Genomic DNA, 26145 nt, shown 5'->3' on the forward strand with positions numbered 1-26145 from the left:
CGGCCCGGGAGGCGCGATGACAGGACCGGTACTCGCCGTCGACCAGGGCACTTCCGGCACCAAGGCGCTGGTGATCTGCCCTGAGCGCGGCGTCCTCGGCACCGGTTTCACGCCCGTGCGCCCCCGCTTCCTGCCCGGCGGCCTGGTCGAAGTGGACCCCGCCGAGCTGTACGACTCGGTGGTCGACGCCGGACGCCGGGCGCTCGCCGAGGCCGGCGAACCGATCACCGCCCTCGGGCTCGCCAACCAGGGCGAGACCGTCCTGGCCTGGGACCCGGCCACCGGCCGCCCGCTCACCGACGCCCTCGTCTGGCAGGACCGCCGCGCCGAGACCATCTGCGCGGAACTCGCCGAGCACGCCGAGGAATTACGCGAACTGACCGGCCTGCCGCTGGACCCGTACTTCGCCGCACCGAAAATGGCCTGGATACGACGGAACTTGACCACCGAGGGGGTGGTGACGACCAGCGACGCCTGGCTGGTCCACCGGCTCACCGGCGCCCTGGTCACCGACGCCGCCACCGCCGGCCGCACCCAGCTCCTCGACCTCGACAGCGCGGCCTGGTCACCGCGGGCACTGGACCTGTACGGCCTCTCCGGCGAACGGCTCCCCGAGGTCGTCGACACCGCCGGCCCCGTCGGCACCACCACCGCCTTCGGCCCCGAGATCCCCCTCACCGGCCTCGTCGTCGACCAGCAGGCCGCCCTGCTCGCCCAGCGCGTCACCGCCCCCGGCGGCGCCAAGTGCACCTACGGCACCGGCGCCTTCCTCCTCGCCCACACCGGCGACCGCCCGCGCCGCTCCGCCTCCGGCCTGGTCAGCTGTGTCGCCTGGCGGCTCGCCGGACACACCAGCTACTGCCTCGACGGCCAGGTCTACACCGCCGCGTCCGCCGTCCGCTGGCTCACCGGCCTCGGCGTCATCCAGGGCGCCGCCGACCTCGACACCGTCGGCGCGGCCGTGCCCGACAGCGGCGGCGTCACCTTCGTCCCCGCCCTCGCCGGGCTCGCCGCCCCCTGGTGGCGCGGCGACCTGCGCGGCTCGCTCACCGGGCTCGGCCTCGACACCGGCCCCGGACACCTCGTGCGCGCCCTGTGCGAGGGCCTGGCCGCCCAGGTCGCCGAACTCGCCGACGCCGCCGCCGACGACCTCGGCACCCCGCTCGGCACCCTGCGCGTCGACGGCGGCCTCACCCGCTCCGCCCTCCTCATGCAGACCCAGGCCGACCTCCTGCAACGCCCCGTCGAGGTGTCCGCCCTGGCCGACGCCACCGCCCTCGGCGCGGGCGCCCTGGCCCGCCTCGGCGCCACCCCCGGCCTCACCCTCGCGGACGCCCTGCCCGACGGGAAACCGTCCGCCGTCTACGAGCCCCGCGTCACCCCGGACGAGGCGGCCGAACGCCGGGCGAACTTCCGCACGGCGGTCGCCGCGCTGCTGCACGGTGAGCCGGCGTGACGGTCACCTTCGAAGGACCCCTGCCCGGCGAACCGTACGACGTGGCCGTGGTCGGCGCGGGAGTGGTCGGCGCCGCGATCGCCCGCGCGCTCGCCCGCCACCCCCGGCTGCGGGTGGCGCTGGTCGAGGCGCAGGACGACGTCGGCCAGGGCACCTCCAAGGCCAACACCGCCATCCTGCACACCGGTTTCGACGCCGTGCCCGGCTCCCTGGAGGCCCGGCTGGTCCGCGAGGGCGCCCGGCTGCTCGCCGCGTACGCCGCCGAGTCCGGCATCCCCGTCGAACGGGTCGGCGCCCTCCTCGTCGCCTGGGACGAGGACCAGCTCGCCGCCCTGCCCCGGCTCGCCGCGAAGGCCGCCGCGAACGACTGCCACGACACCCGCCTCCTCGACGCCGCCGAACTGTACGCCCGCGAACCGCACCTCGGCCCCGGCGCGCTCGGCGCCCTGCACATCCCCGGCGAGAGCGTCATCTGCCCCTGGACGACCCCCCTCGCCTACGCCACCCAGGCCGTCCGCCACGGCGTCCACCTGCACCTGAACTGCCGGGTCGGACAGGCCGGCCGACGGGACGGCCTGCACGAGCTGACCACCACCCGCGGCACCCTGCGCGCCCGCCGCCTCGTCAACGCCGCCGGGCTGCACGCCGACACCCTCGACCGCCTGCTCGGCCACGACGACTTCACCGTCACCCCGCGCCGCGGCCAGCTCCTCGTCTACGACAAGTTCGCCCGCCCCCTCGTCCGGCACATCCTGCTGCCCGTCCCCACCGCGCTCGGCAAGGGCGTCCTGGTCGCCCCCACCGTCCACGGCAACGTCCTGCTCGGCCCCACCGCCGAGGACCTGGACGACAGACACGCCACCGGCTCCACCGCCGACGGCCTGCGCACCCTGCGCGCCCAGGGCCGCCGCGTCCTGCCCGCCCTGCTCGACGAGGAGGTCACCGCCGTCTACGCCGGGCTGCGCGCCGCCACCGAGCACGACGACTACCAGGTCCGCGCCCACCCCGGACAGGGATACGTCACCGTCGGCGGCATCCGCTCCACCGGACTCACCTCCTCCCTCGCCCTCGCCGAACACGTCCTCGGCCTGCTCACCGAGACCGGACTCGACCCCGGCCCCGCCCGCGACCTCGAACCGGTGCGCATGCCCAACCTCGGCGAAGCCTTCCCACGCCCCTACCAGCGGCCCGACCTCATCGCCGCCGACCCCCGCTACGGCACCCTCGTCTGCCACTGCGAACGCGTCACCCTCGGCGAGATCCACGACGCCCTCACCTCCACCCTCCCGCCGCGCTCCCTCGACGGGCTGCGCCGCCGCACCCGCGCCCGCGCGGGCCGCTGCCAGGGCTTCCACTGCGGGGCCGCCGTCCGCGCGCTGTTCGAGGAGGCCCGCCCATGACGGCCGTACGACACGTCGACGTGCTCGTCGTCGGCGCCGGACCCGCCGGACTCACCGCCGCCAAGGCCCTGGCCGCGAGCGGCGCCGGCCGGGTGGAGGTGCTGGAACGGGAGCGGACGCCCGGAGGAGTGCCCCGCAGCTGCGCGCACGGCGGCTTCGGCACCTGGCGCCGCCCGCTCACCGGCCCGCGCTACGCCCGCGACCTGGTGGAGGCCGCCGCCCGCGCGGGGGCGGTCCTGCGCACCGGCGTGACCGCACTCGACTGGACGGGCCCGCTCGACCTGGCCACGGTCGGCCCCGAGGGGCCTCGGACGATCCGCGCGCGGGCCGTCGTGCTGGCCACCGGCGCCCGCGAACGCCCCCGCGCGGCCCGCCTCGTGCCCGGCACCCGCCCCGCCGGCGTCTACACCACCGGCGAACTCCAGCAGGCCGTCCACCTCTACGGGCAGCCGGTCGGCACCCGCGCGGTGATCGTCGGCGCGGAGGACGTCTCGTACGCCGCCGCCGGCACCCTGCGCCGCGCCGGCACCGCGGTCGTCGCCCTGGTCACCGACCTGCCCGGCCACCGCACCGCACCCGCGCGAGCCCTCGACACCCGGCTGCGCCGCGGCGTCCCGCTGCTCACCGGCACCACCGTCACCGAACTCCTCGGCCACGGCCGCCTGTCGGGCGTCCGCGTCCGTCATCACGACGGCCGTACGGCCGTCCTGCCCTGCGACACCGTCGTGTTCACCGGCGACTTCGTCCCCGACCACGAACTGGCCCGGCGCGGCGCCCTCGCCCTCGACCCCCGCACCCGCGGCCCCGCCGTCGACGGCGCCCTGCGCACCTCCCGCCCCGGCGTGTTCGCCGCCGGCAACGTGCTGCACGCGGTGGAACGGGCGGCGACGGCGGCCCGGGAAGGGGCGCACGTGGCCGCATCGGTGGCCGCGTCGCTCGCCGGAGGCGACTGGCCCGCCGGGGTGCCGCTGACCGTGGATCCGCCGCTGCGCTGGATCACCCCCGGCCGCGTCACCCCGGCCGACGCCCTGCCGTACACCCTGCGCACGGCGGCCCGCCTGACCCGCCCGCTCGTCGAGGTCGGCCAGGACGGCCGTGTCCTGCACCGGGAGCGGGTGCGCGGCGCCGCCGCCGGGCGGTCCCTGACGCTGACGGCCCGCTGGACCCACCGGGTCGACCCGGACGGAGGGCCGGTGCGGGTGAGGGTCGTCTGACCCACCGCGCGGGAGGGCCGCAACCGGACACCCGATCACGCCTCCGGGCACGGAACGCGCGGGAACGCGGAACCGGTCCGGCACGCGGGGGACGTCGTGCCGGACCGGGGTTTCGCGGGTGCCGTGCGGTCAGGAGCCGCGCTTGGCCGGGAAGGCGTGGGCGCGGGCGCCCACGACCACGAGCAGGACCGGGACCAGGAGGATCACGACGCTCCACGGGAAGGACGTGGGGCCGAGGGCGTCGAGGAGGACACCGCCGGCCACACCGCCGGCGGCCATGAAGCTGTTCCAGATCGTCACCAGCAGGGCCTGTCCGCGGTCGCCGCCGGCGTCGGTGACGGCCGTCTGCAGCAGGGTGGCCAGACCGCCCCAGCCGAGACCCCACAGGACCATGGCGCCGTAGACCGCGAACGAGCTGTCGGCGAGCAGGGCCAGCAGGACCGACGCCACGAGGAACAGCACGGCGCTGGCGATGGTCAGCTGGCGCAGCTTGCGGTCGATCAGGGCGCCGGTGATGAAGATGCTGACCATGGAGGCGATGCCGAACACCAGCAGCACGGTGTCGCGGTCGCCGCCCATGTCGTACTCGTCGAGGAAGGTGGCGATGTAGGTGTAGAAGGTGTTGTGGGCCAGGACGTACGCGGCGACCACGAACAGGATCGCGGCGACGCCGGGGAGGCGGAAGGCCTGGAGGATCGGCTCACGGTGGCCCGGCTTCTGGCCGGGGTGGTCCGGGACCGACGCGAGGATCCACACCACCAGCAGCAGCGAGACCAGCGCGATCAGACCGAACGTCAGCCGCCAGCCGAACAGCGAACCGAGGAAGGTGCCCGCCGGGATGCCCAGGGACAGGGCGAGCGGAATACCGAACATGGCGATCGCGATCGCCCGGCCCGCGAGGTGAGGCGGCGCCAGCCGGCGGGCGTAGATGACGAGTTCGCCCCACACCGCGGCCGCGGCGACACCGGCGATCAGCCGGAACGTCATCGTGAGGGCGTAGTTGGAGGAGACGGCCGTCACCAGGTTGGCGACGACGAACGCCAGCACGGACACCACCATCAGCCGCTTGCGCTGCCAGGTCGCGGTCGCTGCGGCCAGCGGGACGGCGGCCACACCGGTGGCGATCGCGTAGACGGTCAGTGTCTGCCCCGCAGCGGACTCACTGACCGAGAGGTCGCGGGCCATCTCGGGCAGCACACCCGCGGGCAGCGCCTCGGTCAGGACCATCATGAAGGCCGCGGTGGCGAGCGCGAGCAGGGGGGAGAGGGGGAGCTTGCGGTCTTCCGCTGCCGGAACTGACTCTTCCGGCAGGTGAGTCGGGGACGTAGACGTTGACATGCTTGTATCCTCAAAGGGTCACATTGATGTGAAGGTCAAGGCGCTGAGTTGTGAGGTGGGTCATATGCGGATCGGGGAGCTGGCGGACCGTACCGGAACGCCCCGCAGACTGCTGCGTTACTACGAGGAGCAGGGGCTGATCGTCCCCAGCCGTTCGCCGAACGGCTACCGCGACTACCACGAGGGTTACGTGGACCGGGTGTTGCAGATCCGGGGCCTGCTCGACTCCGGACTGCCGACCCGGGTCATCAAGCAGCTGCTGCCGTGCCTGCACAGCAAGCCCCGGGCGATCCACATCACCGATCCCACCCCGGAGACGATCGCCACGCTGGAGCGTGAACTCGAGCGCATTTCCGAGCGGATCCAGTGCCTGGTCCGCAGCCGGGACGCCATCGCCGACTACCTCGAGACCACCCGCCGTTCCCAGCAGCCGGCCGCCGTGGCGGCGGCCGGCTCCGGCGCGGCCCCGCGTTACGAGACCGCGGGCGTCTGAACGTACTGCACGGCGTTGTCGAGGACGATGCCGTGGCTCTTGACGTCGATGACGATGCGGTCGCCGTCGGCGATGCGGAACCCGTCGTGGTAGCTGGCCTTGTCCGCGCCCAGCAACACGTAGTTGACCATCTCGGGCCGCCGCACCGCCGGGAAGGTGAACAGGTGGTCCATCATGTCCCGGACGGTGAAGTAGAGGGCGTCCTCACCGCAGTCGAAGGGGCCTTCCCACGCGGTGACGCCGTCGCGCTCGATGGTGACGCGGCCGGTCACCGAAGCCGGCGGCGCGCCGAGGAACAGCCACGGCGCGATCGAGGTGTCGCACAGCTTGCAGTACGGGTTCCAGCCCGGGTTCTCGATGTGCAGGCCGATGTCGCACAGGTCGTTGGCGATGGTGTAGCCCGCGTAGTGCGGGTTGCCGTCGGCGTCGTTGACGTAGACGAGCGCGACCTCCGGCTCCTCGATCAGGGCGCGGACGTTCTGCGGGACGACCAGCGGGTCGCCGGGCATGCGCAGCCAGGAGCCGAAGCCTTTGAAGAACCAGTTCGGCGGGACGAACTCCTCGCCCTCGGTCGGCTGTCCCTCGAACTTGGACTTGTGGGTGCGCATGAAGCCGCTCAGCAGGGCGTTGCCGGTGGCCTGGGGCAGCAGCGGCGGCAGGTAGCGCAGTTCCTCCTCGCCGCCCTCCACCGTGACCGACTCGGCGTCGGCCTTGATGGCGTCGACGACCTGCTCGGGCCGCTCGGCGGCGATGAACTCGGCCTGGAGACGGCCGTCGGAGACCTTGTACAGCGTCACGGGCCGGCCGGGCTCGGGCTTCTCGAAGCCCACCCACCGGGCGTCCTGGTACTCGCATTCGAAGAGGATGGTCATGGCTGGGGCCCTCCTAGGCCCGTGATCGGGGTCGGTCCGACGCGACCGGGGCATCGGACGGGTGGACGTCGGTCGGGTGGATGTCGGTCGGCCGGGCGTCGCTCGGGTGGATGCCGGACGGCTGGCTGCCGGTCGGCTGGCTGCCGGTCGGGTGGACGAGGTCGGTCAGGACGTCGTGGATCCGGTCGACGGCCGCGCGGATCCAGGGCAGTCCGAGCGGGTCGGCGGTGGCGAGCGCGGCGGCGCGCTGCTCGTCGGTGTCGCCGTACAGGCGACTGGTGGCCGCCCGCAGCCGCAGCGGGTCCGGCGACTCGCCGAAGGCGGAGGCGGGCAGCACGCCCACGCCGTACCGGTCGGTGAACAGCCGGGCCAGCTCGTCCCCGGTGCGCACACCGTGCGTGAGGGCGAGCCGGTCCCGCAGCGGCTCGAAGTCCGGGTACAGGTAGCAGGTGGCCACCACCGGAGCCAGCAGGGCGCCGGCCGCGGTGAACCGCTCCGCGACCGCCCGGGCGACCGTCGCGTGCAGCCGCCGCGCGGCGACCACATAGGCGGTGATCTCCGGTGGCTCGGCGAAGGCGCGGGCCGCCGCCGCCTGGATGGGCGCGGGCGGGCTGGACCAGATCTGGCTGGCGACGGCCACCAGCCGGGTGTGCAGCTCCCGCCCGGCCGGGCTGTCGGGCAGCCGGGCGACACCGGTGCGCCAGCCGCCCACGGCCAGGTTCTTGGTCAGCCCGGTCGTCACCACCGTCCGCTCGGGGGCGAACACCGCCGGGGAGACCACGGGCGTGGCCGGGTCGAAGACGAGGTCGCAGTAGATCTCGTCGGAGATGATGAAGAGATCCAGCTCACGCGCGGCCTCGCCGAGCCGCCGGACCGTGTCGGGCGAGGCGACGGTGCCGGTGGGGTTGTCCGGCACCGTCACCACGACCGCGCGCGGGTCGCGCCCCGCGGCCCGCGCCGCGCCGACGGCCTGCCGCAGCCGGTCCGGATCGGGCACCCCGCCCTGCCCGGGCAGGACCGGCACGTCGATGGCCCGCGCACCGACGAGCCGGGCCTGCGCGGCGTAACTGACCCAGCTGGGCCGGGGGATGACGACGTCCCCGCCGACCGCCATGAGCAGGGCGAACAGCAGCGGCTTGCTGCCCGGCCCGGCGACCACCAGCTCCGGGTCGGCCGCGAGACCGCGCCGCTGCCAGTAGCCGGCCGCCGCCTCGCGCAGCGGCGCACCGCCGGCCACGGAGCCGTAGGCCCCCTCGTGCGCGGCCTCGGCGAGCCAGACCCGCATCCCCTCGGGGACGGGCAGGCCGATCTCGCCGCTGGCCATGGACAGGACCTGTTCGCCGGCCTGGCGTCTGCGGGCGAGGGCTTCGTCGGCGGCGAGCGTCGCCGACGCGGTCACCTGTGCGGGAACGGGCATGGGGGGCTCCACGGGTCGGAGGACGGTGGTTCGGTGGTGCGCGGCGGGGTCACGCCTCGGCGTAACGCCGCCGCAGTTCGGCCTTGCGGACCTTGCCGGTGAGCGTCTTCGGCAGCGCCTCGATGACCTCCACACGCTCGGGCCAGAACCGCGGGTCCTGGTCGGCCGCGCGCAGCTGGGCGCGTACGTCCTCCAGCGTCGGGCGGGCGTCGCCGCTGGGCACGACGACCGCGACGATCACGTCGTCGACCTGCCCGCTCGGTCCGATCAGCGCCGCCTCGGTGACCAGCGGGTGGCTCGCGATGATCGCCTCCAGCTCGGTCATCGGCACGACGATGCCGTCGCGCATGATGGCGTCCTTGGCGCGGCCCAGGATGCGGATGCCGCCGCGTCCGTCCTCGCGGGCCACGTCACCGGTGTCGAACCAGCCGTCGGCGGTCAGTTCGGCCGCGAAGACGTCCTCGCGCTTGTAGTAGCCGAGCGCCTGGGAGGCGCCGCGCACCCGCAGCCGGCCCACCGCGGCCCGCTTGCCCGGGTCGTGGCAGGCGTCGATGCGGATCTCCATGGAGTCGATCGCCTGCCCGTTGCTGTGCGCCGCCCAGTCCTGGTTGTAGTCGAGGCGGGTGATCGTGACGGGCCCGTACTCGGACATGCCCCACACCGAGTAGGTGCGCGCGCCGAGCGTCTCGCGCAACTCGTCGACCAGCGGCTGGAGTACGGGCGCGGAGCCGGTGACCACGTGCCGCAGGGTCGTGACGTCGCGCGGGACGGCCCGCTGGGAGGCGGCGACGTCGGTCAGCGTCGGCGGCGGCCCGTACAGCAGGTTCGCGCCGTAGCGTTCCACCAGGTCCAGCAGCGTGGCGTTGTCCTTCACGTCCTGGAAGGCCACCGTGCCACCGAGCATCACCCCGGCGAGCACGCCCTGGGCGAAGCCGGAGTAGTGGACCAGCGGGGTGGTGACGGCGGCGACGAGACCGTCGTCCAGCAGGAAGTGGTCGACATAGCCCCGCACCGCCGAGTGCACCGTGTTCTGGCTGTGCAGGACACCCTTGGACTCGCCCGTGGTCCCGGAGGTGAACAGCACCACGAACGGGTCGTCCGGGCCGAGTTCACGGACCTCCGGGTCGTCCGCGAGCCGCTCCTCCCAGGGCTGGGCGACGAAGTGGTCGTGGAAGCCCAGCGTGCCCTCGGGGCGGTGTCCGTCGACCACCACCACGTGCTCCAGCGGCAGTTCGGACCGCAGCGCGGCGACCGTGCCGGCGAGCGGGTAGCCGTCCCACTCCGGCACCGTGACACACACGCGCGCTTCCGTCAGCGCGAGGCGGTGCCGCAGCTCGTCCTCCCGGCAGTCGGGGGCGATCGGGCAGATCACCGCGCCGACCCGGATGCAGGCGAACATCAGCGGCACCATCTCCCACCGGTTGGGGAGCTGCACGGCGACGAAGTCACCGTGCCCGACGCCCAGTTCGCGCAGCGCGCCGGCGAACCGCTCGGTGAGCCGGGCCAGGTCCGCGTAGCCGAGGGTGTCGGTACGCGCCTCGCGCAGCCGGCGCCCGGCGATCGCCAGCTTGTGCGGCCGCTCGCGGGCCTGCCGGCGCAGGTCGTCCAGGAAGGTCTCGTCCCGCCACCAGCCGCGGCGCCGGTACTCCGCCGCCCGGTCGTCGGCGGAGGCGGTGGCCAGGCCGGTGTGCGTGGCCGTGGTCATCACAGCTCCTTTCGGCGGGCGGCCAGCAGTTCGGGCAGCGGGTTGCCGGCGCGGGCGGCGGAGATCTCCAGCAGGTCCCGGGTGTTCTGCCGGACCCGGTCGGCGACCCAGTCGAAGACCCACTGCTTGCGGGCGTCCGCCGGCAGCTCGAAGGGGACGACGCGGGTGACCGCGAGCGCGGCCGAGCCGGCCCCGCCGATGTTGGCGATCACGCCCGGCACCAGGTCCGCGCCGGAGGCGGCTACCTTCTCGCGGGCTTCGTCGGTGGAGGCGAGGTTGGCGCCCTCGACGACCAGCCGGGCCCGCAGCCGGTGCGCGTTCTCGGTGTTCAGGGCGTGCTTCTGCGCGGCGAGGATCAGCAGGTCGGCGTCGACGTCCAGCCAGGCGTCCGGCTCGGACGAGAGCGTGACGTGCTGCGGCAGCCGGGTGCGGTCGATGTGCCCGAACTCGTCGGTGACGGCGATCAGGTCGGCCACCGGGAGGCGGTCGGCGCTGATGGTGCCGCGCACGTCGGCGACGCCCACCACGACATGGCCGCGGTCCTCCAGGAACCGGGCGACCGCGCGGCCCACCGCGCCGAAGCCCTGCACCACCACCCGGGCCGGCCCGGTGTGCCCCCTGGCCTCCAGCGCGGTGACCGCGGCGACGCCCACGCCGTGACCGGTGGCGTCGATCAGCGGCTCGTAGTAGGTGCGCCAGTCGATGGGCATGTCGGGGGCGCCCAGCCGGTAGCGCGGGTCGTAGCCGGCCTCGGCGAAGAAGACGGCCCGGTCGGCCGGGGTGACGCCCATGTCGATGCCGAGGTGGATACCGCCGTGCAGCAGCGGCTTGACGGTCCGGCCGAAGGTGCGGAACGTCTCCTCACGGTTGGTGCCGTCGGAGACGATGCCGCCCTTGGCGCCGCCGATGCGCAGGCCGGCGAGGGTGAACTTGTGGGTCATGTCGCGGGCCAGCCCGCGCACTTCCTCCTCGGTGACCCCGGGGGTCATGCGGACGCCGCCCATCGCCAGCCCGTCGACGAGGGAGTCGACGACGACCCAGCCCTTGACGGCGCCGCCGCTGCCGTACAGATGGGTGACGAACGCCGGGTCCTGCGGTTCTTCCAGAACGCTCATGGTCAATTCCTCAGTGGGTCGGTGAGTCGGTGGGTCGGTGGAGCGGTGGAGTGGTCGAGCGGTGGAGTGGTCGAATGGTGGGGTGGTCGAGCGTGGAGGGGTGGGGTGAGGGGAGGGCGGTCACTGGTAGAGCTGCGCGAAGCCGCGCAGGATCTCCAGACCGTCGCTGCGGAACTCCAGGTGGGCCTGCGCGCCGAAGATGCGGCCGTCGTCGGAGCGCAGGAACTCCACGGGCGCGTGCTCGGAGCGGCCGATGGAGCGGAAGCCCTTCGGGGCCTCCTGCAGATACAGGGTGTGCCGGTGGAACACGGTCACCGTCGGCTTGACGTGGGTGAACAGGGCCTCTTCCTTGTCCACCTGGACCTCGTAGCCGCCGACCCGCTGCGGGCCCTCCGCGAGGCGCCCGCCGGCCGACACCGCGAGGATCTGCATACCGCCGCAGATCCCGAACACCGGGACGTCGGCGTTCATCACCAGATCGACGAGCGGCTTGTAGTAGTCGCGGTCGTACGCCCGCACCTTGGTGCCGCTCAGCACGACGGCCTGGTAGCGGCCGTCGAGCCGGGCGGGCACCGAGGCGGCGTCCACCGCGTCGGTCTCGGAGCCCAGCTGTTCGAACCGCGCCCGCAGTTGCCTCAGCGACAGGGTTCCGTTGTTGACCACCAGGACACGGGATTTCGCCACGTGTTCGCTCCTCAGTCTCGCGTGATGACGGTGCCGGTGCGGGCGGCGAGCAGCTCACTGACGGGCGCGCTGCCGATGACGACCCGCGCCACGCCCTGGTCCAGCGCCTCGCCGGCCGCGCGCAGCTTCTTGCGCATGCCGCCGGTGGCGCCGTTGTCCCGGAACCGGGCGGCCGCCTCGGCCGTGATCCGGGGCACCGGCTCGCCGTCGATCAGCAGGTGGGCCACGTCGGTGACCAGGACCAGGTCCCGGGCCCCGGTGGCGCCCGCGATGGCCGCCGCGGCCCGGTCGGCGTCGGTGTTCACCTCCCGGCCCGCGCCGTTCCTGGCCAGCGGGGTGACCAGGTAGGCGTGGCCCGGCTGGAGGTTCTTCAGCGGGGCCGGGTCCACCCCGGTGATCGGGCCGACCAGGTTCTCCAGCTCGACCAGCTGCTTGCCCTGCCACCACCAGCGCTCGGCCTCGCCCGCGCTGACCAGGCCGTCGCTGCCGAGCAGCCGTTCGGCGGTGATGCCGCGCCGGCTCAGCCGCTCGAACACGTCCTCGGCCAGCTGGGCGCTGACGGTCTTGATGTCGGCGATGACCTCCGGCGTGGTCCAGCGGCTCTGGTTGCCGTACCGGTCGCGCAGGATCGCCGACGGTTCGCTGTAGCGGGGGCGGAGCTTCTTGAGCGGCTTGGACCAGCCGTGCACCAGGACCAGCGGGTGTTCCCGGCCGTGCCGGGCCAGGTCGTCCCACCAGTCACCGGCGAGGTCGTCCAGGCAGCTGCCGCCGAGCTTGACGACGGTCGGGGCCGCCTCGTTCGCGAAGGCGCTCATGCGGGCACCACCGGCTGCATCGTCAGCCCCGTCTCCTCGGGCAGGCCGAACCGCAGGTTGGCCGCCTGAAGGGCCTGGCCCGCCGCGCCCTTGACGATGTTGTCCAGGGCGGCGAGGACGACGATCCGTCCGCGCGCGTCCGGCTCCTCGTCCAGCAGGACCGTCACATCGACGTAGTTGGAGCCGAGCACGGCCTGCGGGTCCGGCACCGGGATCAGCGTCTCGGTGTGCCGGCGCACCCGCACGAACCGGTGCCCCTTGTAGAAGCGCAGGTAGGCGCGCTGCAGCTCACGCTGGTCGAGCTGCTCGTCGGTGAAGACGTAGCTGCTGGTGAGCAGACCGCGCACATGCGAGACGCCGTAGGCGGACATGCTCAGCGACTCGACCGTGCCGGGCTTGCCGCGCTCCAGGAAGTCCTTGACCTCGGCGGCGTGCCGGTGCCCGGTCGGCGCGTACGGGGCGATCGCCCCGCTGCGGAACGGGTGCAGGTCGGCGGTGCGCAGCTGCAGACCGCCGCCGCTCGAACCGCTCTTGCCGTCCACCACGACCGTCTTCAGGTTCAGACCGAGGCCCAGGGTGAGCGGCGCGAGGCCCACGGTGATGGCGGTGGCGTAGCAGCCGGGGAGCGAGATCAGCGCCGCGTCCTTCAGCTGGTCGCCGATCAGCTCCGGTACGCCGTAGACGAAGCGGTCGGCCAGCTCGGTGCGCCGCCTGACCTTCGGGTACCAGCGGTCGTGCAGCTCCGGGGTGCGGATGCGGAAGGCGCCGCTGAGGTCGACGACGGCCGCGACCCGGTCGGCGAACATCTCCGCCAGCTCGGCCGACACCGGCGCCGGAGTGGCCAGGAAGAGGACGTCCACGCGGTCGGCGATGTCCTCGGTGACCGGCTGGACGGTCAGCCCGCCCAGGTCCAGGCGCAGGCCGGGGTGCAGCTCGGCCGGGCGGCGGCCGGCGCTGGACGAGCCGCCCAGGTAGGTGAGTTCCAGCTCGGGGTGCTGGGTGATCAGACGGATGAGTTCTCCGCCGGCGATGCCCGAGGCGCCGACGACTCCTGCACGGATCATGCGAGCAGCTCCTGCAGATGGCGGCCGATGGCCGAGGGGACGTCCGCACCGGTCGCCGAGGACACCGCCCGGAAGGCGGGCGCGTGGTTCACCTCGTTGACGACGTAGCCGTCCTCGGTGCGGAAGAGGTCTACTCCGTAGATGCCGGGACCGAGGACACCCAGGACCGCGTCGATGATCTTCAGCGTCTCGGGGTCGTGGTCGACGGCGCGGTTCTTGTTGCCGAGCGCCGCGTTGTTGCGCCAGTCGGTGCCGGCGCTCTCGAACTCGGCGGCGCCCACCAGCTGTTCGCCGACCACCAGGCAGCGCACGGAGCTGCCGCCCAGATACGGCTCCACCAGGCAGGCCTGCTCGAAGGCGTGCCCCAGGTCCTCGACGTAGTCGTACACGGAGTGGGCCGTGTCGGGGTGGCGCAGCAGCGTGACCCGCTTGCCCATGCCGCCGAAGACCGGCTTGAGGACCAGCGGCGCCGGCAGTTCCTCCAGCGCCTTCTCGAAGTCCTTGCGGGAGAGGACCAGCCGGAAGTCCGGCACGGGGACGCCGGCGGCGCGCAGCCGGGCGCGCAGCTCGGCCTTGTTCTCGCAGGCGTGGATGGCCGCGGCGGAGTTGATGGTGAGCACGCCCGCCTCCTCGGCGAGCGTGGCGACCAGCCCGCCGCGGGTGTAGCTGCGGCTGCGCACCAGCACGGCGTCCAGGCCCTTGAGGGAGGGCGCGCCGGCCCCGCCGAGGCACAGCGACTCGTCGTTGACCCACTCGATCCGCAGACCGAAGTCGGGTGCGGTCTCGATCAGCCGGCGTTCCTCCCAGCTGATCCGGTCCGCGATGACGGCAACGGTGTTGCCCATGAGGGGTGTCTCCTTAGAAGAGAGGCTCCGGGGGAGGGGCGGCTGTCACTGGCCCCAGTCACGGAGCTGCACCTGGACCATCTGCAGGACCAGCCGGCCGTCCTGGATGTCCTCGACGCGGAGGGTGAGCATGCACTCGGGGCAGGAGAGGGTCTCGCCCTGGACGACCGGGGGCACGGTCAGGTCGGTCTCGCACTCGGGGCAGGCACCGGTCAGAGTGGCGGCGGTGGACATGAGGTAACTCCGTTCTAGTGCAGTGGTGTTGATTGATCGCAGTGCTGTGGATCGCAGTGGTGTGACTTCGGTGAGAGCAGGCTGTCGGCGTGCCCGGACTCACTCGGACTGGAAGTCGATGGCGGCCTTGCGGATGGCGTCCCGGTCGAGCAGCGGCGCGCCGTTCCGCTCCTGGCGCTCGATGAGCCACGGGGTGAAGGCCTCGACGTCGACGAACACACCCGACTCGGCGAGCGCCCAGGTGACCAGGGCCGGCGTCAGCCGGGTGCGGACCCGCAGCTCGCGGGAGTTGCCGACGAGTTCGGCGGGCAGCGTCTCGTAGGCCTCGGGGTGGGTCAGCTGGCCGGGCAGCTCGTACGCGAAGGCGTGCGGCGTGGTCGGGCCGGACTGGAAGGCCTCGCCCAGGCCGGCGCCCTTCAGGGCGATCCTGGACAGCTCGGTGAGGTGGGAGAGGTCGAAGCGGGTGTCACCGTGGATGACCCGCAGCGAGGTGAGCAGCTCCGCCAGCGGGGCGTTGCCGCCGCGCTCGCCGATCCCGCCGACCGTCGCCGAGATCCACTGCGCGCCGGCCCGGACCGCCGCGAGCGAGTTCGCCACGGCCATGCCCAGCATGTTGTGGGAGTGGATCTCGATCTCCGAACCGTCGATCGCGGTGAGGTCGCCGATCACCTCCTCCATCTGCCAGGGCGAGAGGTAGGCGACGGTCTCCGCGAGGCGGAACCGGTCCGCGCCGGCCTCGAAGCCCGCGGTGACGTACGGGACGAGCCGCTCCTTGGGGGTGCGGGCGCCGTCCTCGCCGCTGAAGGTGACGTGGAAACCCCGCTCCTTGGCCTGCTGGATCGCGGAACGGGCCAGCGTGTGCAGGAACTTGGCGCTGGGCGAGCCGAGCTTCAGCTTGGCGTGCTGCTCGGACGTCGGGATCGAGTACATGATGTGGCGCACGCCCAGCCGCTCGGCCTCGTCGAGCGCCGTGGCCACCTGCTGGCGGTCCCGCACGACCAGGAGGGTCATGCTGCGCTCGGGGCCGACGGCCTCGTGGGTGGCGAGGACGAGGTCGGCGTCCTTGGAGTTCGGACCGGACACCATGCCGACCTCGACCAGTTCGATCCCGGTTTTGACCAGCAGCTCCGCGATACGGGCCGCGTCCTTGGGGCCGAACTCGACGCCCGCCATGTGCGCGGAGTCCCGCAGGGTGGCGTCGGACAGGCGGGGCAGCCCCGTCACGGGCTCGGACCCCTGCACTGCTGCTGACATTTGCGTTCCTTCCTCGTCGAATTCCGGTGGAGCGCTGCGGAATATGCTGGCCGACCCTCTGTCAGGGAACAACGACGCCTGTGTCAGAGGATTGTCAAGGAGTGTGGCGCAACGTCATGGAACGTCGAGAGCGCGAATTTCCCTCGAATCCACCGACAAATTTCTGCCCGATCCGGCCCGCCCGAAAATGGGGCGGCTAAGGTGCGCAGGACCCGATGAATTGGGGAGAAGGGAAATCCCATGGTGATGTCGAATTCCCTCGCCGGCGCCGGTCTCGGCGCCGAAGGGGACGAGCGGTCCGTGGCCGAACGCGTCCGCAAGCTCGCCGACCGGCTGGTACGGCCGACCGCCCCCGCACGCGACCGCGAGCGCCGGTGGGATCCGGAACTGTTCCGGGAACTCGCCGAGGCCGGGCTCGCCGGCGCACTGATACCCCCCGAACTGGGCGGCGCCGGTCTGACCGCCCGGGAGACGTTCGCGCTGCTCGAAGGGCTGGGCGAGGGCGCCCGCGACCCCGGCCTCGCCCTCGCCGTCACAGTGCACGCGGTCCTCACCGCCGTACCGCTGCGCGCCTTCGGCACCGCGGCGCAGCGGGAGCGCTACCTGCCCGGGATGGCCGACGGCAGCCGGCTGGGCGCCCTGTCGCTGCGCCAGACCCAGCACACCGGCCTCGCCCCCACTGTCACCGCCCGGCCCGCCCCGGTGGACGGCGACGGATGGGTGCTCACCGGTGAACTCGACCTGGTGGCGGTCGCCCCCGAAGCGCACCACTTCCTGGTCGTCGCCGGGCACGACGGGCGCGGCGGACGCACCGCGTTCTTCGTCGACCGTGAGACGCCGGGTCTGCAGATCACCGACGCCGGTCCGGCCGCGATGGCCACCTGCCCGTGGGGGCGGCTGGTGCTGCACGGCTGCCCGGTGCCGGAGACTGCCGTGCTCGGCACCGTCGGCGGCGCCGCCGACGAGGTGGAGCCGCTGCTGGCCGGGCTGGACTGGGTGTTCACCAGCGCGCCCTGGCTGGGCGTCATGCGCGCGCTGACCCGGGACGCCGTCGGCGAGGCTCGCGAGCGGCTGCTCTTCGGGCGGCCGGTCGCCCACGACCAGTCGGCCCGGTTCACGCTGGCCGACCTCGCGGCCCGCTGCGAACTGGCGGCCGGGCTGCTGTACCGGGCCGCCGAGCGGTTCGACGGCGCCGGCGGGCCCGCGCCCCGGGACGCGGCCGCCGCCCGGCTGTTCACGGCGAGCGCCGCCCGGGCGGTCACCGAGGAGGCGGCGCGGCTGTCCGGGCCGTTCGCCCTGACCGGCGACCACCTGATCGAGCGGGCGCACCGCGACGCGCTGTTCTTCGCCGAGACCGGCGGCGGCAGTGGGGTGCTGCGGCCGGTGGTCGCGGCGTCCCTGCTGGGCGTCGGCTGAGCATGCCGTCCGGACCTCGGCCGAAGGTGCCGTCCGGACCTCGGCTGAGCTTGCCGTCCGGACCGCGGCCGAAGGCGACGTCCGGACCTCGGCCGCCGAAGGCGACGTCCGGGCCTCGGCCGAAGGCGACGTCCGGACCTCGGCTGAACGTGACTTCCTGAACTCGGCTGAACGTGAGGAGTGCAACCGACATGACCGGCACCCAGCGTGGCACCGGCACCGCACCGAGCTTCCCGGGCGTGGCCGCCCGGGCCCACGAGACCGACGCGGCCGGCCGGATCCATCCGGCCAGCTGGCAGGAGACCGCCGACAGCGGCTACCTGAGAATGTTCCACGCCCCCGAACTGGGCGGCACCGGCGCCGATGTCCTCGCCCAGCTGGAGGCCATGGAATCCCTGGCCCGGGCCTGCCCGGCCACCTACTGGACGGCCACCGTCTCGGCGCTGCTGTGCGCCAAGCTCATCGCCCGCTACAGCCCCGCGAGCGAACACGCCCGGCTGCTGGAGCCGGTGCTGTCCGGGGAGAAGCTGGCCTGCTTCGCGATCGTGGAGCGCGGCGCGGGCAGCGACGCGGCCACCCTGCAGACCCTGGTGCGCCCGGCGGGGGCACCAGGGGAGGGGTACCTGATCAGCGGCGAGAAGAGCAGGATCGCCAACGCCGCCGAGGCCGATCTGGCGGTCACGGTCGTCAGGCGCCACCGGCCCGCCGAGGAGGGCGGCCCGGAGTGGTGCCTGGCCTTCGTGGACCTGCACGGGCCCGGGGTGCGCCGTTACGACATCCCGCGGATGGGCCTGCGCGGCATGCCGTGGGGCGGCATCGTCTTCACCGACGCCCATGTCGCCGAGACCGACGTCGTGCCGGTGCCGTTCGGCGAGCTGGGCGGGGAGCTGTCCGAGAGCATGGCGTGGGGCTGGCTGCTGATCGCGGTCGCGGCCGTCGGCATCGCCGAGTCCGCGCTGGACGCCTCGGTGCGGCACGCCCGCGAGCGGGTCTCCTTCGGCCGTCCGCTGATGCACATGGAGGGCGTCCAGGCCCAGCTCGCCGACGCCCGGGTACGGATCGACGCGGCCCGGACGCTGGCCCGGCGGGCCCTGGTCGAGAAGGCGGCCGGCCGGCCCGCCCGGGACCTGATCGCCATGCTGAAGATCTACGCCACCGAGATGGCCGTGGACGTCACCGCCGCGGCCGTGCAGATCCACGGGGCGAGTGGGGTGACCCAGGGCCATGAGGTCGAACGCCTCTACCGGGACGCGCAGATGAACGTCATCGGCGGCTTCACCTCCAACCGCCTGCGCGAGGTGGTCGCGGAAGGGCTGGGGCTGGGGCCGGCGGTCTACAGCCCCTTCGACTGGCTGAAGCCGACCGGGCTCGGCAAGGTCCCGGTGGGCTTCGACGGGCTCCGGGAGCCGGCCGGCTCCCCGTCCTGACCCTCCGGCCCCCGGTGCCGGGCGGTGGCGCGGGCCGCCCCGCCGCCGCCCGGCGCGGGAGGCCGGCCGTTCGACCCGCGCACGACGGACGGGCCCGAGGCGGGCCCGTCCGTCGTCTGTGCGTGCGTGTGTTTCGTGTGTGCGTGGGTGTACGTGAGTCGTGTGTACGTGAGTCCTGCGGGACGCGGGGTCCGAGGGCGGCCGGTCAGTCGTGCGCGGGGCGCGATGCACAGTGCACGGGGGCCGGGAGCGGAACGTCAGCCGTGGCCGATGCGGTAGCCGACACCCCTGACCGTGATGATCCAGCCGGGGGCACCCAGTTTCGCCCGCAGGCTGCTCACATGGGTGTCGATGGTCCGGCTGGAATCCGTCCACTGAGTGTCCCAGACCCGGGCCATCAATTCCCGGCGAGAAATGACACTTTCCGGATTCGCGGCCAGCAGGTGCAGCAACTCGAATTCCTTGGCGGTGAGATTCACCGGCTCGTCGTGCACCCGGACCTCCCGGGTCCGGCCGTCGATATGGAGCGGCCCGCGCGTGATGGTGCGGGCCGATTCCGGTTGCGGATAGGCCCGCCGCAGTAATGCCTCTATACGGGCCGTCATCTCCCGCACACCGCAGGAGGCGACGACGCAGTCGTCCGCGCCCGCCTGCAGGGCGAGCACCCGGTCCACCTCTTCCGCGTCGCGGGCGGTGACGGAGATGATCGGCTTGTTCCCGGCCGCCCTCATCCGCCGGCACACCTCCAGACCGTCGATGTCCGGAAGGCTCAGGTCGAGCAGGACCAGATCGGCGTTCCGATGGGACTTCAGCGCGGCCGCGCCGGTGTCCACGCAGTGCGCCACGTATCCGTGTCGGCGCAGCTCGGAGACGCGTGCCTCCGCGGCGGTGGGATCGTCCTCGACCACCAGGACGCGGATCGTGCCGATCTCGCTCAGTCGGGTGAAGTGTGCGCGGGCCGCCGGCGGCGGGACGCGCACCACAGTGAAGTCTCTCGTCCGTGCGGTGATACCCCCAGCTGCCTCTGTGGCATGCAGTGTCATCGCTCCCCCTATCGCCTGCGCCACCTAAAGAAACACACGTCCTGTTTTTTGTACAGCCGGAAACGAGTGCCAAGAGTCAGGCAAACAAGGGCAAACCACCGCTACAGCGCAGCACTCTTGAAGGAAACTTGACATCGAGACCACTACTTGAGATGGGCGATCTTCAAAAAAACCGAACGCTGTGTAAACAGAACCTGTCATGTCCACCGAGTGTTGCGGCTCCGTAAGGGAATAATGCATTCCGTATTTCTGGCCGCCCCGGACGGCCGAGCAGGCGTCCGGCGCGCCTCGCTCGTTGCCCATGACTTCCAAAACGCAAAGACTCCGGGGGGTGAGCCCGGAGTCGGGATGTCCCTCCCGGTGTCACGCCAGCAGTCGCTCGGCCCGGTAGGGGGACATGTCGATCTTGGCCAGTACGCCGGGGCTGACGATGCTGGGCAGCAGCATCTGATAGAGGGACGAGACCTCCTCGGTGAGGTCGAGTCCCTCCCCGAGGCTCTCCGTCAGCAGCTGGACGCCGGTCCAGGAGCCCACGACGGCACGGGAGACGGCGGACGGGCTGGCGTGCTGGAGCAGTTCGCCGCGCTTCTGCGCCTCGGTGAGCAGGTCACGCCCCACGCTCACCCAGTCCCCCCAGCGTGTTCCGAACAGCCGGCGCGCCTTGGGGTCGACGGAGAGCCGGATGGCCGCGCGCAGTATCGGCTCCCGGGGCACCCGGTAGGCGAGGACGAGACCCAGGTCCACCCACTCCTGCATCTTGAACTGCTGTGGGGTGATGCCCTCGAGGGTCACGGCCTCGTCCAGCACCGCCCGCGCCATGTCTTCCTTGGAAGCGAAATGGAAGTACAGGGCGCCGCGTGTCAGGCCCGTGCGCTCGACGAGCGCGGCGATGGTCGCGGCGTCGTACCCGACTTCGTTGAAGAGACCGGCCATTGACTCAAGAATGTGCTTGCGAGTGCGAATCGCACGATCCTGCCTCACCATGACGCACCTCCCGCCCGTTCGATTCCCCGCAGTTGAACTCTCACAAAAGCCCCTTGCAAGTGACTGAAGAGTCGGTATGTTATCAATCTGCGGCACAGCGAACAGACGTCCGAGTAACGGTTCAACCGGGGGAAGCCTTGCCCAGGACCACTCAGCCCTCCCATGCCCACCGCGACGACGCCGGCACCTCCCTTCCGGCACGGTTGGGCGAGTACACCCATCTCCGGCACGACGAGTCGGTCCTCGTGCGGGACTGGCGCCAGGAGAGCGCCAACGCCTTCACCGTCCGGGTCCAGTGGCCTGCCCGCGGCGGTGCCCACCCGTACGACCCCCGGCTGCTGACGCAGACCATCCGTCAGTCCGGCCTCCTCGTCGCGCACGCGGCGTACGACGTCCCGACGCGGCATCAGACCCTGCTCAACACACTGAACATCACGGTGGAACCCGGTTTCGAGGCGCGGGCCGGCGCCGACCTCCAGGTGGACGTCGCCGTCACCCGGACCGGCGGGCGCGCCGCCAGCCTCGGCATGGAGTTCCGCATCCGGCGGGGCGAGGAGACCGTGTGCCTGGCCGACACCGAGTTCGGCTGGGTGTCGCCCGTGGCGTACCGCCGGCTGCGCGGCCGTACGTTCCACGACTCCGACTGGGGCAGGTGGCCGCTCGCGCGACCCGTCGCCCCGCACCTGGTCGGCAGACGCGAGGACAACGACGTACTCCTCGCCCCCGACGGCGCCGGGAACCGCTGGCGGCTGCGCTGCGACATCTCGAACATCCTCCTCTTCGACCACCCGGTCGACCACGTGCCGGGCCTGGTGCTGCTCGAAGCCGCCGAGCAGGCGGCACGGGCCGCCTCCGGCTCCCAGCCCGTCGAGATCACCGACCTGAGCATCAGCTTCCAGCGGTATGTGGAGTTCGACGAGCCCTGCCTGATCCAGGCCCAGCCGCTGCCCACCCTGCTGCCCGGCTGGCTCGCCTTCGAGATCACCGGCTCACAGCGCGACGAACCCGCCTTCCGGGCCCGGCTGCGCGGCCTGCGCCACCGGGCGTAGCACGCACCGGTCACCCGGCGGCGGCGCATCCCCGACTCCCAGAAGTCGAGCCCCCCGCCGCCGGGCAACCGACCGCACATACGGCAGAGCGCCACCGGCCGGACGACCGGCAGACGACCATCGGCCGGAGGACCGGCAGGCGACCACCGGCCGGGCGACCGGTAGTCGGCCACCGGCCGGACGTACGGCAGAGCGCCACCAGCCGGGCGACCCGCAGAGCGCCACCGGCCGGACGACCAGCAGACGACCACCGGCCGGGCGACCGGTAGACGGCCACCGGCCGGACGTACGGCAGAGGGCCCCTGGCCCGGCCAGCTGAAGGGCGGAGGGTTTCCGGCCGGACGTACGACCGAAGGCCATCGGCCGGACGACTGGCGGAGCGCCACCGGCCGGAGGACCGGCAGGCGAGCACCGGCCGGAGGACCGGTCGGCGACCACCGGCCGGGGACCGGTAGACGGCCACCGGCCGGGGACCGGTAGACGGCCACCGGCCGGACGTACGACCGAGGGCCATCGGCCGGACGACTGGCGGAGCGCCACCGGCCGGAGGACCGGCAGGCGAGCACCGGCCGGGGACCGGTAGACGGCCACCGGCCGGACGACTGGCGGAGCGCCACCGGCCGGAGGGCCGGCAGACGACCATCGGTCGGAGGGCCGGCAGACGACCACCGGGCAGACGTACAGCAGAGGGCTCCGGCCGAACGACCGGCAAGCGGCCGCCGACCGGAGGGCCGGCAGACGGCCACGGCCGAACGGCCGGCAAACGACCACCGGCCGGACGCCCTGCAAGGCGCACACCGGCCGGAAGAGCGGCAAGGCGGACACGGCCGGCCCTCCTCAGATCACCTTCAGCCGCACCAGCACCCCCAGCGTCAGCGCCCCCGGCAGCAGCGGCAGCCACACCGTGAGGATGCGGAAGGCCAGCACCACCGCCGTCGCCACCGCGGCCGGTCCGCCCGCTGCCACCAGGGCCACGATCAGCGCGGCCTCGACCGAGCCGACCCCGCCCGGCGTGGGGATCAGCGCGACGGCGACGGTCGCCGCCAGATACGCGACCGCCATGTGCCACGGCGGCACCCCCAGCCCCAGCGCCCGCCCCACCGCGACCAGGACGGACGCCTGCAGCGCGGGAAAGGCGAACGAGCCACCCCACAGCGCGAGCGCCCGCGCCGGCCGGCGGTGGACCGAGCGGGCCTCGCCGAGCGCGGTGCGCAGGAACGAACCCACGGCCGCCCGCAGTCGCCGTACGCACAGCAGGGCCGCCGCCACCCCGACGGCCGCCGCGCAGGTGGCGAGCAGCAGCGGCCCGGCGACCCCCGCGGGCAGCAGCGGTCCGAGCCGCAGCGCCCCCGGGAAGGCGAGCAGCAGGGCGGCCAGCAGGCCCACCCGGCCGACGCCCTCCGCCAGCAGGTAGAGCGCCAGCGCGGCGGAGGAGCGGGCGAGCGGCAGCCCGCACACCGTCATGAACCGCAGATTCACCGCGCTCGCCCCCAGCCCGCCGGGCAGCAGGTGGTTGGCCGCGCCCGCCGCGAACTGGGTGGCGAGCAAGCGGCGCGCGGGCAGCCGCTCGACGACCGCGCCCTGCCGGGTGAGGGCCGCCGCCACCCAGGTCAGACATGTCGCGCCGGCGGCCGCCAGCAGCCAGGCCGGCCGGGCCGTCGCCAGGTGCCCGAACCCCTCGGCGAGCACCTCCCGGTGGCGCACCGCCGCCACGGCGACCAACGCGAGCGGAAGCAGGCACACAGCCGTGCGGAGCGGGACGCGCCGGGGGAGCCGTAGCGGGACGCGCCGGGGAAGCCGTATCGCTGTCACACCCGCAGAGAGTCGCCGCGCCGCCCCAACCGGGGGTTGCGCACGCGGGGACGCCGGATGACGGACACCCGACCGGCGACCTTTGACCTCAATATTGGTCGAGGTTCTACGGTCGGCACATGAGCATGGAGACCACGGCCTGGACGCAGCTGCACAGCGTCCTCAACGCCCAAGAAGAACGCCGCCCCTTCGCCCGCGCCACCCTGCGCCGCATCGGCGCCTTCGCCCGCCCGCACCGCCGCAGGATCGCGCTGTTCGTGCTGCTCGGCGTGGCCACCGCACTGCTCGCCGTCGCCACCCCGCTGCTCGCCGGCCGGGTCGTCGACGCGATCGTGTCGGGCGGCGACCGGGCCACCGTCGTGAGGCTCGCCCTGCTCATCGCGGTCATCGCCGTCGTCGAGGCAGGGCTCGGCATCCTCGCCCGCCGGCTGTCGGCGACGCTCGGCGAGGGCCTGATCCTGGACCTGCGCACGGCCGTCTTCGACCATGTGCAGCGCATGCCGGTCGCGTTCTTCACCCGCACGCGCACCGGAGCGCTCGTCAGCCGGCTCAACAACGACGTCATCGGCGCGCAGCGGGCGTTCAGCAACACCCTCTCCGGCGTGGTCAGCAACCTGGTCACCCTGGTGCTCACCCTCGCCGTCATGCTCACCCTGTCCTGGCAGGTCACCCTCCTCGCGCTGGTGCTGCTGCCGGTGTTCGTGATCCCGGCGCGCCGGATGGGCCGCCGGATGGCCCGGATGCAGCGCGAGGCCGCCACGCTCAACGCGGCGATGGGCACCCGCATGACCGAGCGGTTCTCCGCGCCCGGCGCCACCCTCGTCAAACTGTTCGGCCGCCCCGAGGAGGAGTCCCGCGAGTTCGCCGAACGGGCCCGCCGGGTCGCGGCCATCGGCATCCGCACCGCGACCGCACAGTCCGCGTTCATCACCGCCCTCACCCTGGTCTCCGCCCTCGCCCTCGCCCTCGTCTACGGCCTCGGCGGCGCCCTCGCCCTGCGCGGCACCCTGGAACCCGGCGCCGTCGTCGCCCTCGCGCTGCTCCTCACCCGGCTCTACGCCCCCCTCACCGCGCTCGCGGGCGCCCGGGTGGAGGTGATGAGCGCCCTCGTCAGCTTCGAGCGGGTCTTCGAGGTGCTGGACCTGAAACCCCTCATCGAGGACCGCCCCGACGCCCGGCCCGTGCCCGACGGCCCCGTCGCGGTCGAGTTCGACGACGTCCGCTTCGGCTACCCGGCCGCCGACAAGGTCTCCCTCGCCTCCCTGGAGGAGGTGGCCACCCTCGACACCCGGGGCGGCGCCGAGGTCCTGCACGGCATCTCCTTCCGCGCCGAACCCGGCCGGACCATCGCGCTCGTCGGCTCCTCCGGCGCCGGCAAGTCCACCATCGCGCAGCTCCTGCCGCGGCTGTACGACGTCGACGCGGGCGCCGTGCGCGTCGGCGGCGTCGACGTACGCGACCTGAGCGCCGCCTCGCTGCGCGCCACCGTCGGCATGGTCACCCAGGACGGCCACCTCTTCCACGACACGGTCCGCGCCAACCTCCTGCTCGCCCGCCCCGACGCCACCGACGACGACCTGTGGGACGCCCTGCGCCGCGCCCGCCTCGACTCCCTCGTGCGCGCCCTGCCCGACGGCCTGGACACGGTCGTCGGCGAACGCGGCTACCGCCTGTCCGGCGGCGAACGCCAGCGCATGACCATCGCCCGGCTGCTGCTGGCCCGCCAGCGGGTCGTCGTCCTCGACGAGGCCACCGCCCACCTCGACAACACCTCCGAGGCGGCCGTCCAGGAGGCGCTGACCGAGGCGCTGCGCGACCGCACCGCCCTCGTGATCGCCCACCGGCTCTCCACGGTCCGCGCCGCCGACCGGATCCTCGTCCTGGAGGACGGCCGGATCGTCGAGCAGGGCACCCACGAGGAGCTGATCGCGGCGGACGGCCGGTACGCCGAGCTGTACCGCACCCAGTTCGAGGAACGCCACCGGTTCGACGAGCACCGCCCCGGCGAGGAAAGCGCCGGGATCGGGGGACGCGCCGGGCTGGAGGAACGTACCGGGTCCGAGGGTGGCACCGGGTTCGGGGGACGCGCCGGGCTGGAGGAACGTACCGGATCCGAGGGTGGCACGGGGTCCGAGGGTGGCACGGCGTCCGAGGGTCGCGCCGGGTCCGAGGGCCCTACGGAGGCCGGGGAACGCGGCCCGGTCGGCGCGGCAACAGCCTGAACGGGACACCGGCGCGCCGTCACGAACGGCCGGGGGTGGGGGGCGTCGCGGCGGCAGGAGAGCCGTCGCGGGCGGGGAACCGTCGCGGGCCGGGGGAGCGGCCGCCGAGCGGCCGCGGTGATCATCCGTGGCCCGTCACGGGCGTCTGCCGCCGGCTCGCGGCGGGTGTCTCGCGCCGATCCCTCGCGGGCGTCTGCCGCCGGCTCGCGGCGGGTGTCTCGCGCCAATTCCTCGCGGGCGTCTCCCGTCGGCCCGCGACAGGCGTCCTCCGCGCAGTCACACCGGC

22 protein-coding genes are annotated in these 26145 nt (G+C 73.3%); 8 read left to right on the forward strand and 14 right to left on the reverse strand.

Annotated features, from left to right (window positions below):
- The first annotated feature begins 16 nt into the window (after nucleotides 1-16).
- Genes AB0K92_RS17080 through AB0K92_RS17090 form a run of 3 tightly spaced genes read left to right on the forward strand, consistent with a single transcriptional unit; the run spans nucleotide 17 to nucleotide 4070 of the window.
- A complete protein-coding gene (locus AB0K92_RS17080) occupies nucleotides 17-1456 on the forward strand; it encodes an FGGY family carbohydrate kinase (RefSeq protein ID WP_365923607.1) in 1440 nt (479 codons plus the stop codon).
- Nucleotides 1453-2856, forward strand: a complete 1404-nt coding sequence (locus AB0K92_RS17085) for an FAD-dependent oxidoreductase (protein WP_365923609.1) — start codon at nucleotides 1453-1455, stop codon at nucleotides 2854-2856. Before AB0K92_RS17080 ends, AB0K92_RS17085 begins: the two co-directional genes overlap by 4 nt.
- A complete protein-coding gene (locus tag AB0K92_RS17090) occupies nucleotides 2853-4070 on the forward strand; it encodes an FAD-dependent oxidoreductase (protein WP_365923611.1) in 1218 nt (405 codons plus the stop codon). Before AB0K92_RS17085 ends, AB0K92_RS17090 begins: the two co-directional genes overlap by 4 nt.
- 129 nt (nucleotides 4071-4199) lie before the next feature.
- Here AB0K92_RS17090 and AB0K92_RS17095 read toward each other — a convergent pair whose 3' ends face one another.
- The gene (locus AB0K92_RS17095; RefSeq protein ID WP_166003650.1) at nucleotides 4200-5408 is read right to left on the reverse strand and encodes an MFS transporter; all 1209 of its coding nucleotides are present in this window, start codon (nucleotides 5406-5408) and stop codon (nucleotides 4200-4202) included.
- Nucleotides 5409-5472: 64 nt separating this feature from the next.
- On the opposite strand from AB0K92_RS17095, the gene AB0K92_RS17100 reads away from it, so the two are divergent.
- Nucleotides 5473-5901, forward strand: coding sequence for a MerR family transcriptional regulator (locus AB0K92_RS17100; RefSeq protein WP_166003653.1), 429 nt, complete (start codon nucleotides 5473-5475; stop codon nucleotides 5899-5901).
- Here the strand turns inward: AB0K92_RS17100 and AB0K92_RS17105 are convergent.
- The 10 genes from AB0K92_RS17105 to AB0K92_RS17150 all read right to left on the reverse strand — a co-directional run bounded on the left by AB0K92_RS17105 (nucleotide 5880) and on the right by AB0K92_RS17150 (nucleotide 15906).
- Nucleotides 5880-6773 carry a fumarylacetoacetate (FAA) hydrolase gene (locus AB0K92_RS17105; protein ID WP_365923614.1) on the reverse strand — a complete coding sequence of 298 codons (894 nt, stop codon included), beginning with the start codon at nucleotides 6771-6773 and terminating at the stop codon, nucleotides 5880-5882. The genes AB0K92_RS17100 and AB0K92_RS17105 overlap by 22 nt on opposite strands.
- Before the next feature lie 13 nt (nucleotides 6774-6786).
- Nucleotides 6787-8190 carry a pyridoxal phosphate-dependent aminotransferase gene (locus AB0K92_RS17110; RefSeq protein ID WP_365923616.1) on the reverse strand — a complete coding sequence of 468 codons (1404 nt, stop codon included), beginning with the start codon at nucleotides 8188-8190 and terminating at the stop codon, nucleotides 6787-6789.
- Nucleotides 8191-8239: 49 nt separating this feature from the next.
- The gene (locus AB0K92_RS17115; protein WP_365923618.1) at nucleotides 8240-9895 is read right to left on the reverse strand and encodes an AMP-binding protein; all 1656 of its coding nucleotides are present in this window, start codon (nucleotides 9893-9895) and stop codon (nucleotides 8240-8242) included.
- The gene (locus AB0K92_RS17120) at nucleotides 9895-11010 is read right to left on the reverse strand and encodes a Glu/Leu/Phe/Val dehydrogenase (RefSeq protein WP_166003661.1); all 1116 of its coding nucleotides are present in this window, start codon (nucleotides 11008-11010) and stop codon (nucleotides 9895-9897) included. The genes AB0K92_RS17115 and AB0K92_RS17120 overlap by 1 nt, the downstream gene beginning before the upstream one ends.
- A 120-nt stretch (nucleotides 11011-11130) precedes the next feature.
- Entirely contained in the window at nucleotides 11131-11694 is a 564-nt protein-coding gene (locus tag AB0K92_RS17125; RefSeq protein WP_166003663.1) for a gamma-glutamyl-gamma-aminobutyrate hydrolase family protein, read from the reverse strand.
- An 11-nt stretch (nucleotides 11695-11705) separates the two neighbouring features.
- Nucleotides 11706-12509, reverse strand: coding sequence for an acetylglutamate kinase (locus AB0K92_RS17130; protein WP_365923620.1), 804 nt, complete (start codon nucleotides 12507-12509; stop codon nucleotides 11706-11708).
- Nucleotides 12506-13573: an N-acetyl-gamma-glutamyl-phosphate reductase gene (gene argC, locus AB0K92_RS17135; protein WP_365923622.1), complete on the reverse strand. Its 1068-nt coding sequence runs from the start codon at nucleotides 13571-13573 to the stop codon at nucleotides 12506-12508. The genes AB0K92_RS17130 and argC overlap by 4 nt, the downstream gene beginning before the upstream one ends.
- Nucleotides 13570-14418, reverse strand: coding sequence for a RimK family alpha-L-glutamate ligase (locus AB0K92_RS17140; protein ID WP_166003670.1), 849 nt, complete (start codon nucleotides 14416-14418; stop codon nucleotides 13570-13572). Before AB0K92_RS17140 ends, argC begins: the two co-directional genes overlap by 4 nt.
- 45 nt (nucleotides 14419-14463) lie before the next feature.
- Nucleotides 14464-14652: a lysine biosynthesis protein LysW gene (locus AB0K92_RS17145; protein WP_351842288.1), complete on the reverse strand. Its 189-nt coding sequence runs from the start codon at nucleotides 14650-14652 to the stop codon at nucleotides 14464-14466.
- Nucleotides 14653-14751: 99 nt separating this feature from the next.
- The gene (locus tag AB0K92_RS17150) at nucleotides 14752-15906 is read right to left on the reverse strand and encodes an isopropylmalate synthase (RefSeq protein WP_365923625.1); all 1155 of its coding nucleotides are present in this window, start codon (nucleotides 15904-15906) and stop codon (nucleotides 14752-14754) included.
- 240 nt (nucleotides 15907-16146) lie between these two features.
- Between AB0K92_RS17150 and AB0K92_RS17155 the strand changes: the two genes are divergently transcribed.
- Together AB0K92_RS17155 and AB0K92_RS17160 are read left to right on the forward strand one after the other, a co-directional pair.
- Nucleotides 16147-17322, forward strand: a complete 1176-nt coding sequence (locus tag AB0K92_RS17155; RefSeq protein ID WP_365923627.1) for an acyl-CoA dehydrogenase family protein — start codon at nucleotides 16147-16149, stop codon at nucleotides 17320-17322.
- 191 nt (nucleotides 17323-17513) lie between these two features.
- Complete coding sequence (locus AB0K92_RS17160; protein WP_365923628.1) at nucleotides 17514-18749, forward strand: acyl-CoA dehydrogenase family protein; 1236 nt, start codon at nucleotides 17514-17516, stop codon at nucleotides 18747-18749.
- Nucleotides 18750-19006: 257 nt separating this feature from the next.
- Here AB0K92_RS17160 and AB0K92_RS17165 read toward each other — a convergent pair whose 3' ends face one another.
- Both AB0K92_RS17165 and AB0K92_RS17170 read right to left on the reverse strand, forming a co-directional pair.
- Complete coding sequence (locus AB0K92_RS17165; protein ID WP_365923630.1) at nucleotides 19007-19816, reverse strand: response regulator transcription factor; 810 nt, start codon at nucleotides 19814-19816, stop codon at nucleotides 19007-19009.
- Nucleotides 19817-20155: 339 nt separating this feature from the next.
- Nucleotides 20156-20776 carry a ScbR family autoregulator-binding transcription factor gene (locus AB0K92_RS17170; protein WP_365923632.1) on the reverse strand — a complete coding sequence of 207 codons (621 nt, stop codon included), beginning with the start codon at nucleotides 20774-20776 and terminating at the stop codon, nucleotides 20156-20158.
- 137 nt (nucleotides 20777-20913) lie between these two features.
- Between AB0K92_RS17170 and AB0K92_RS17175 the strand changes: the two genes are divergently transcribed.
- The gene (locus AB0K92_RS17175) at nucleotides 20914-21825 is read left to right on the forward strand and encodes a ScbA/BarX family gamma-butyrolactone biosynthesis protein (protein ID WP_365923634.1); all 912 of its coding nucleotides are present in this window, start codon (nucleotides 20914-20916) and stop codon (nucleotides 21823-21825) included.
- A gap of 837 nt (nucleotides 21826-22662) precedes the next feature.
- Here AB0K92_RS17175 and AB0K92_RS17180 read toward each other — a convergent pair.
- Entirely contained in the window at nucleotides 22663-23637 is a 975-nt protein-coding gene (locus AB0K92_RS17180; RefSeq protein WP_365923636.1) for a lysylphosphatidylglycerol synthase transmembrane domain-containing protein, read from the reverse strand.
- A 119-nt stretch (nucleotides 23638-23756) separates the two neighbouring features.
- Between AB0K92_RS17180 and AB0K92_RS17185 the strand changes: the two genes are divergently transcribed.
- Nucleotides 23757-25859, forward strand: coding sequence for an ABC transporter ATP-binding protein (locus AB0K92_RS17185; RefSeq protein ID WP_365923638.1), 2103 nt, complete (start codon nucleotides 23757-23759; stop codon nucleotides 25857-25859).
- Nucleotides 25860-26145 lie beyond the last annotated feature (286 nt).

Source organism: Streptomyces sp. NPDC052687, from assembly GCF_040678395.1.
In the GTDB taxonomy this organism is placed as follows: Bacteria; Actinomycetota; Actinomycetes; order Streptomycetales; family Streptomycetaceae; genus Streptomyces.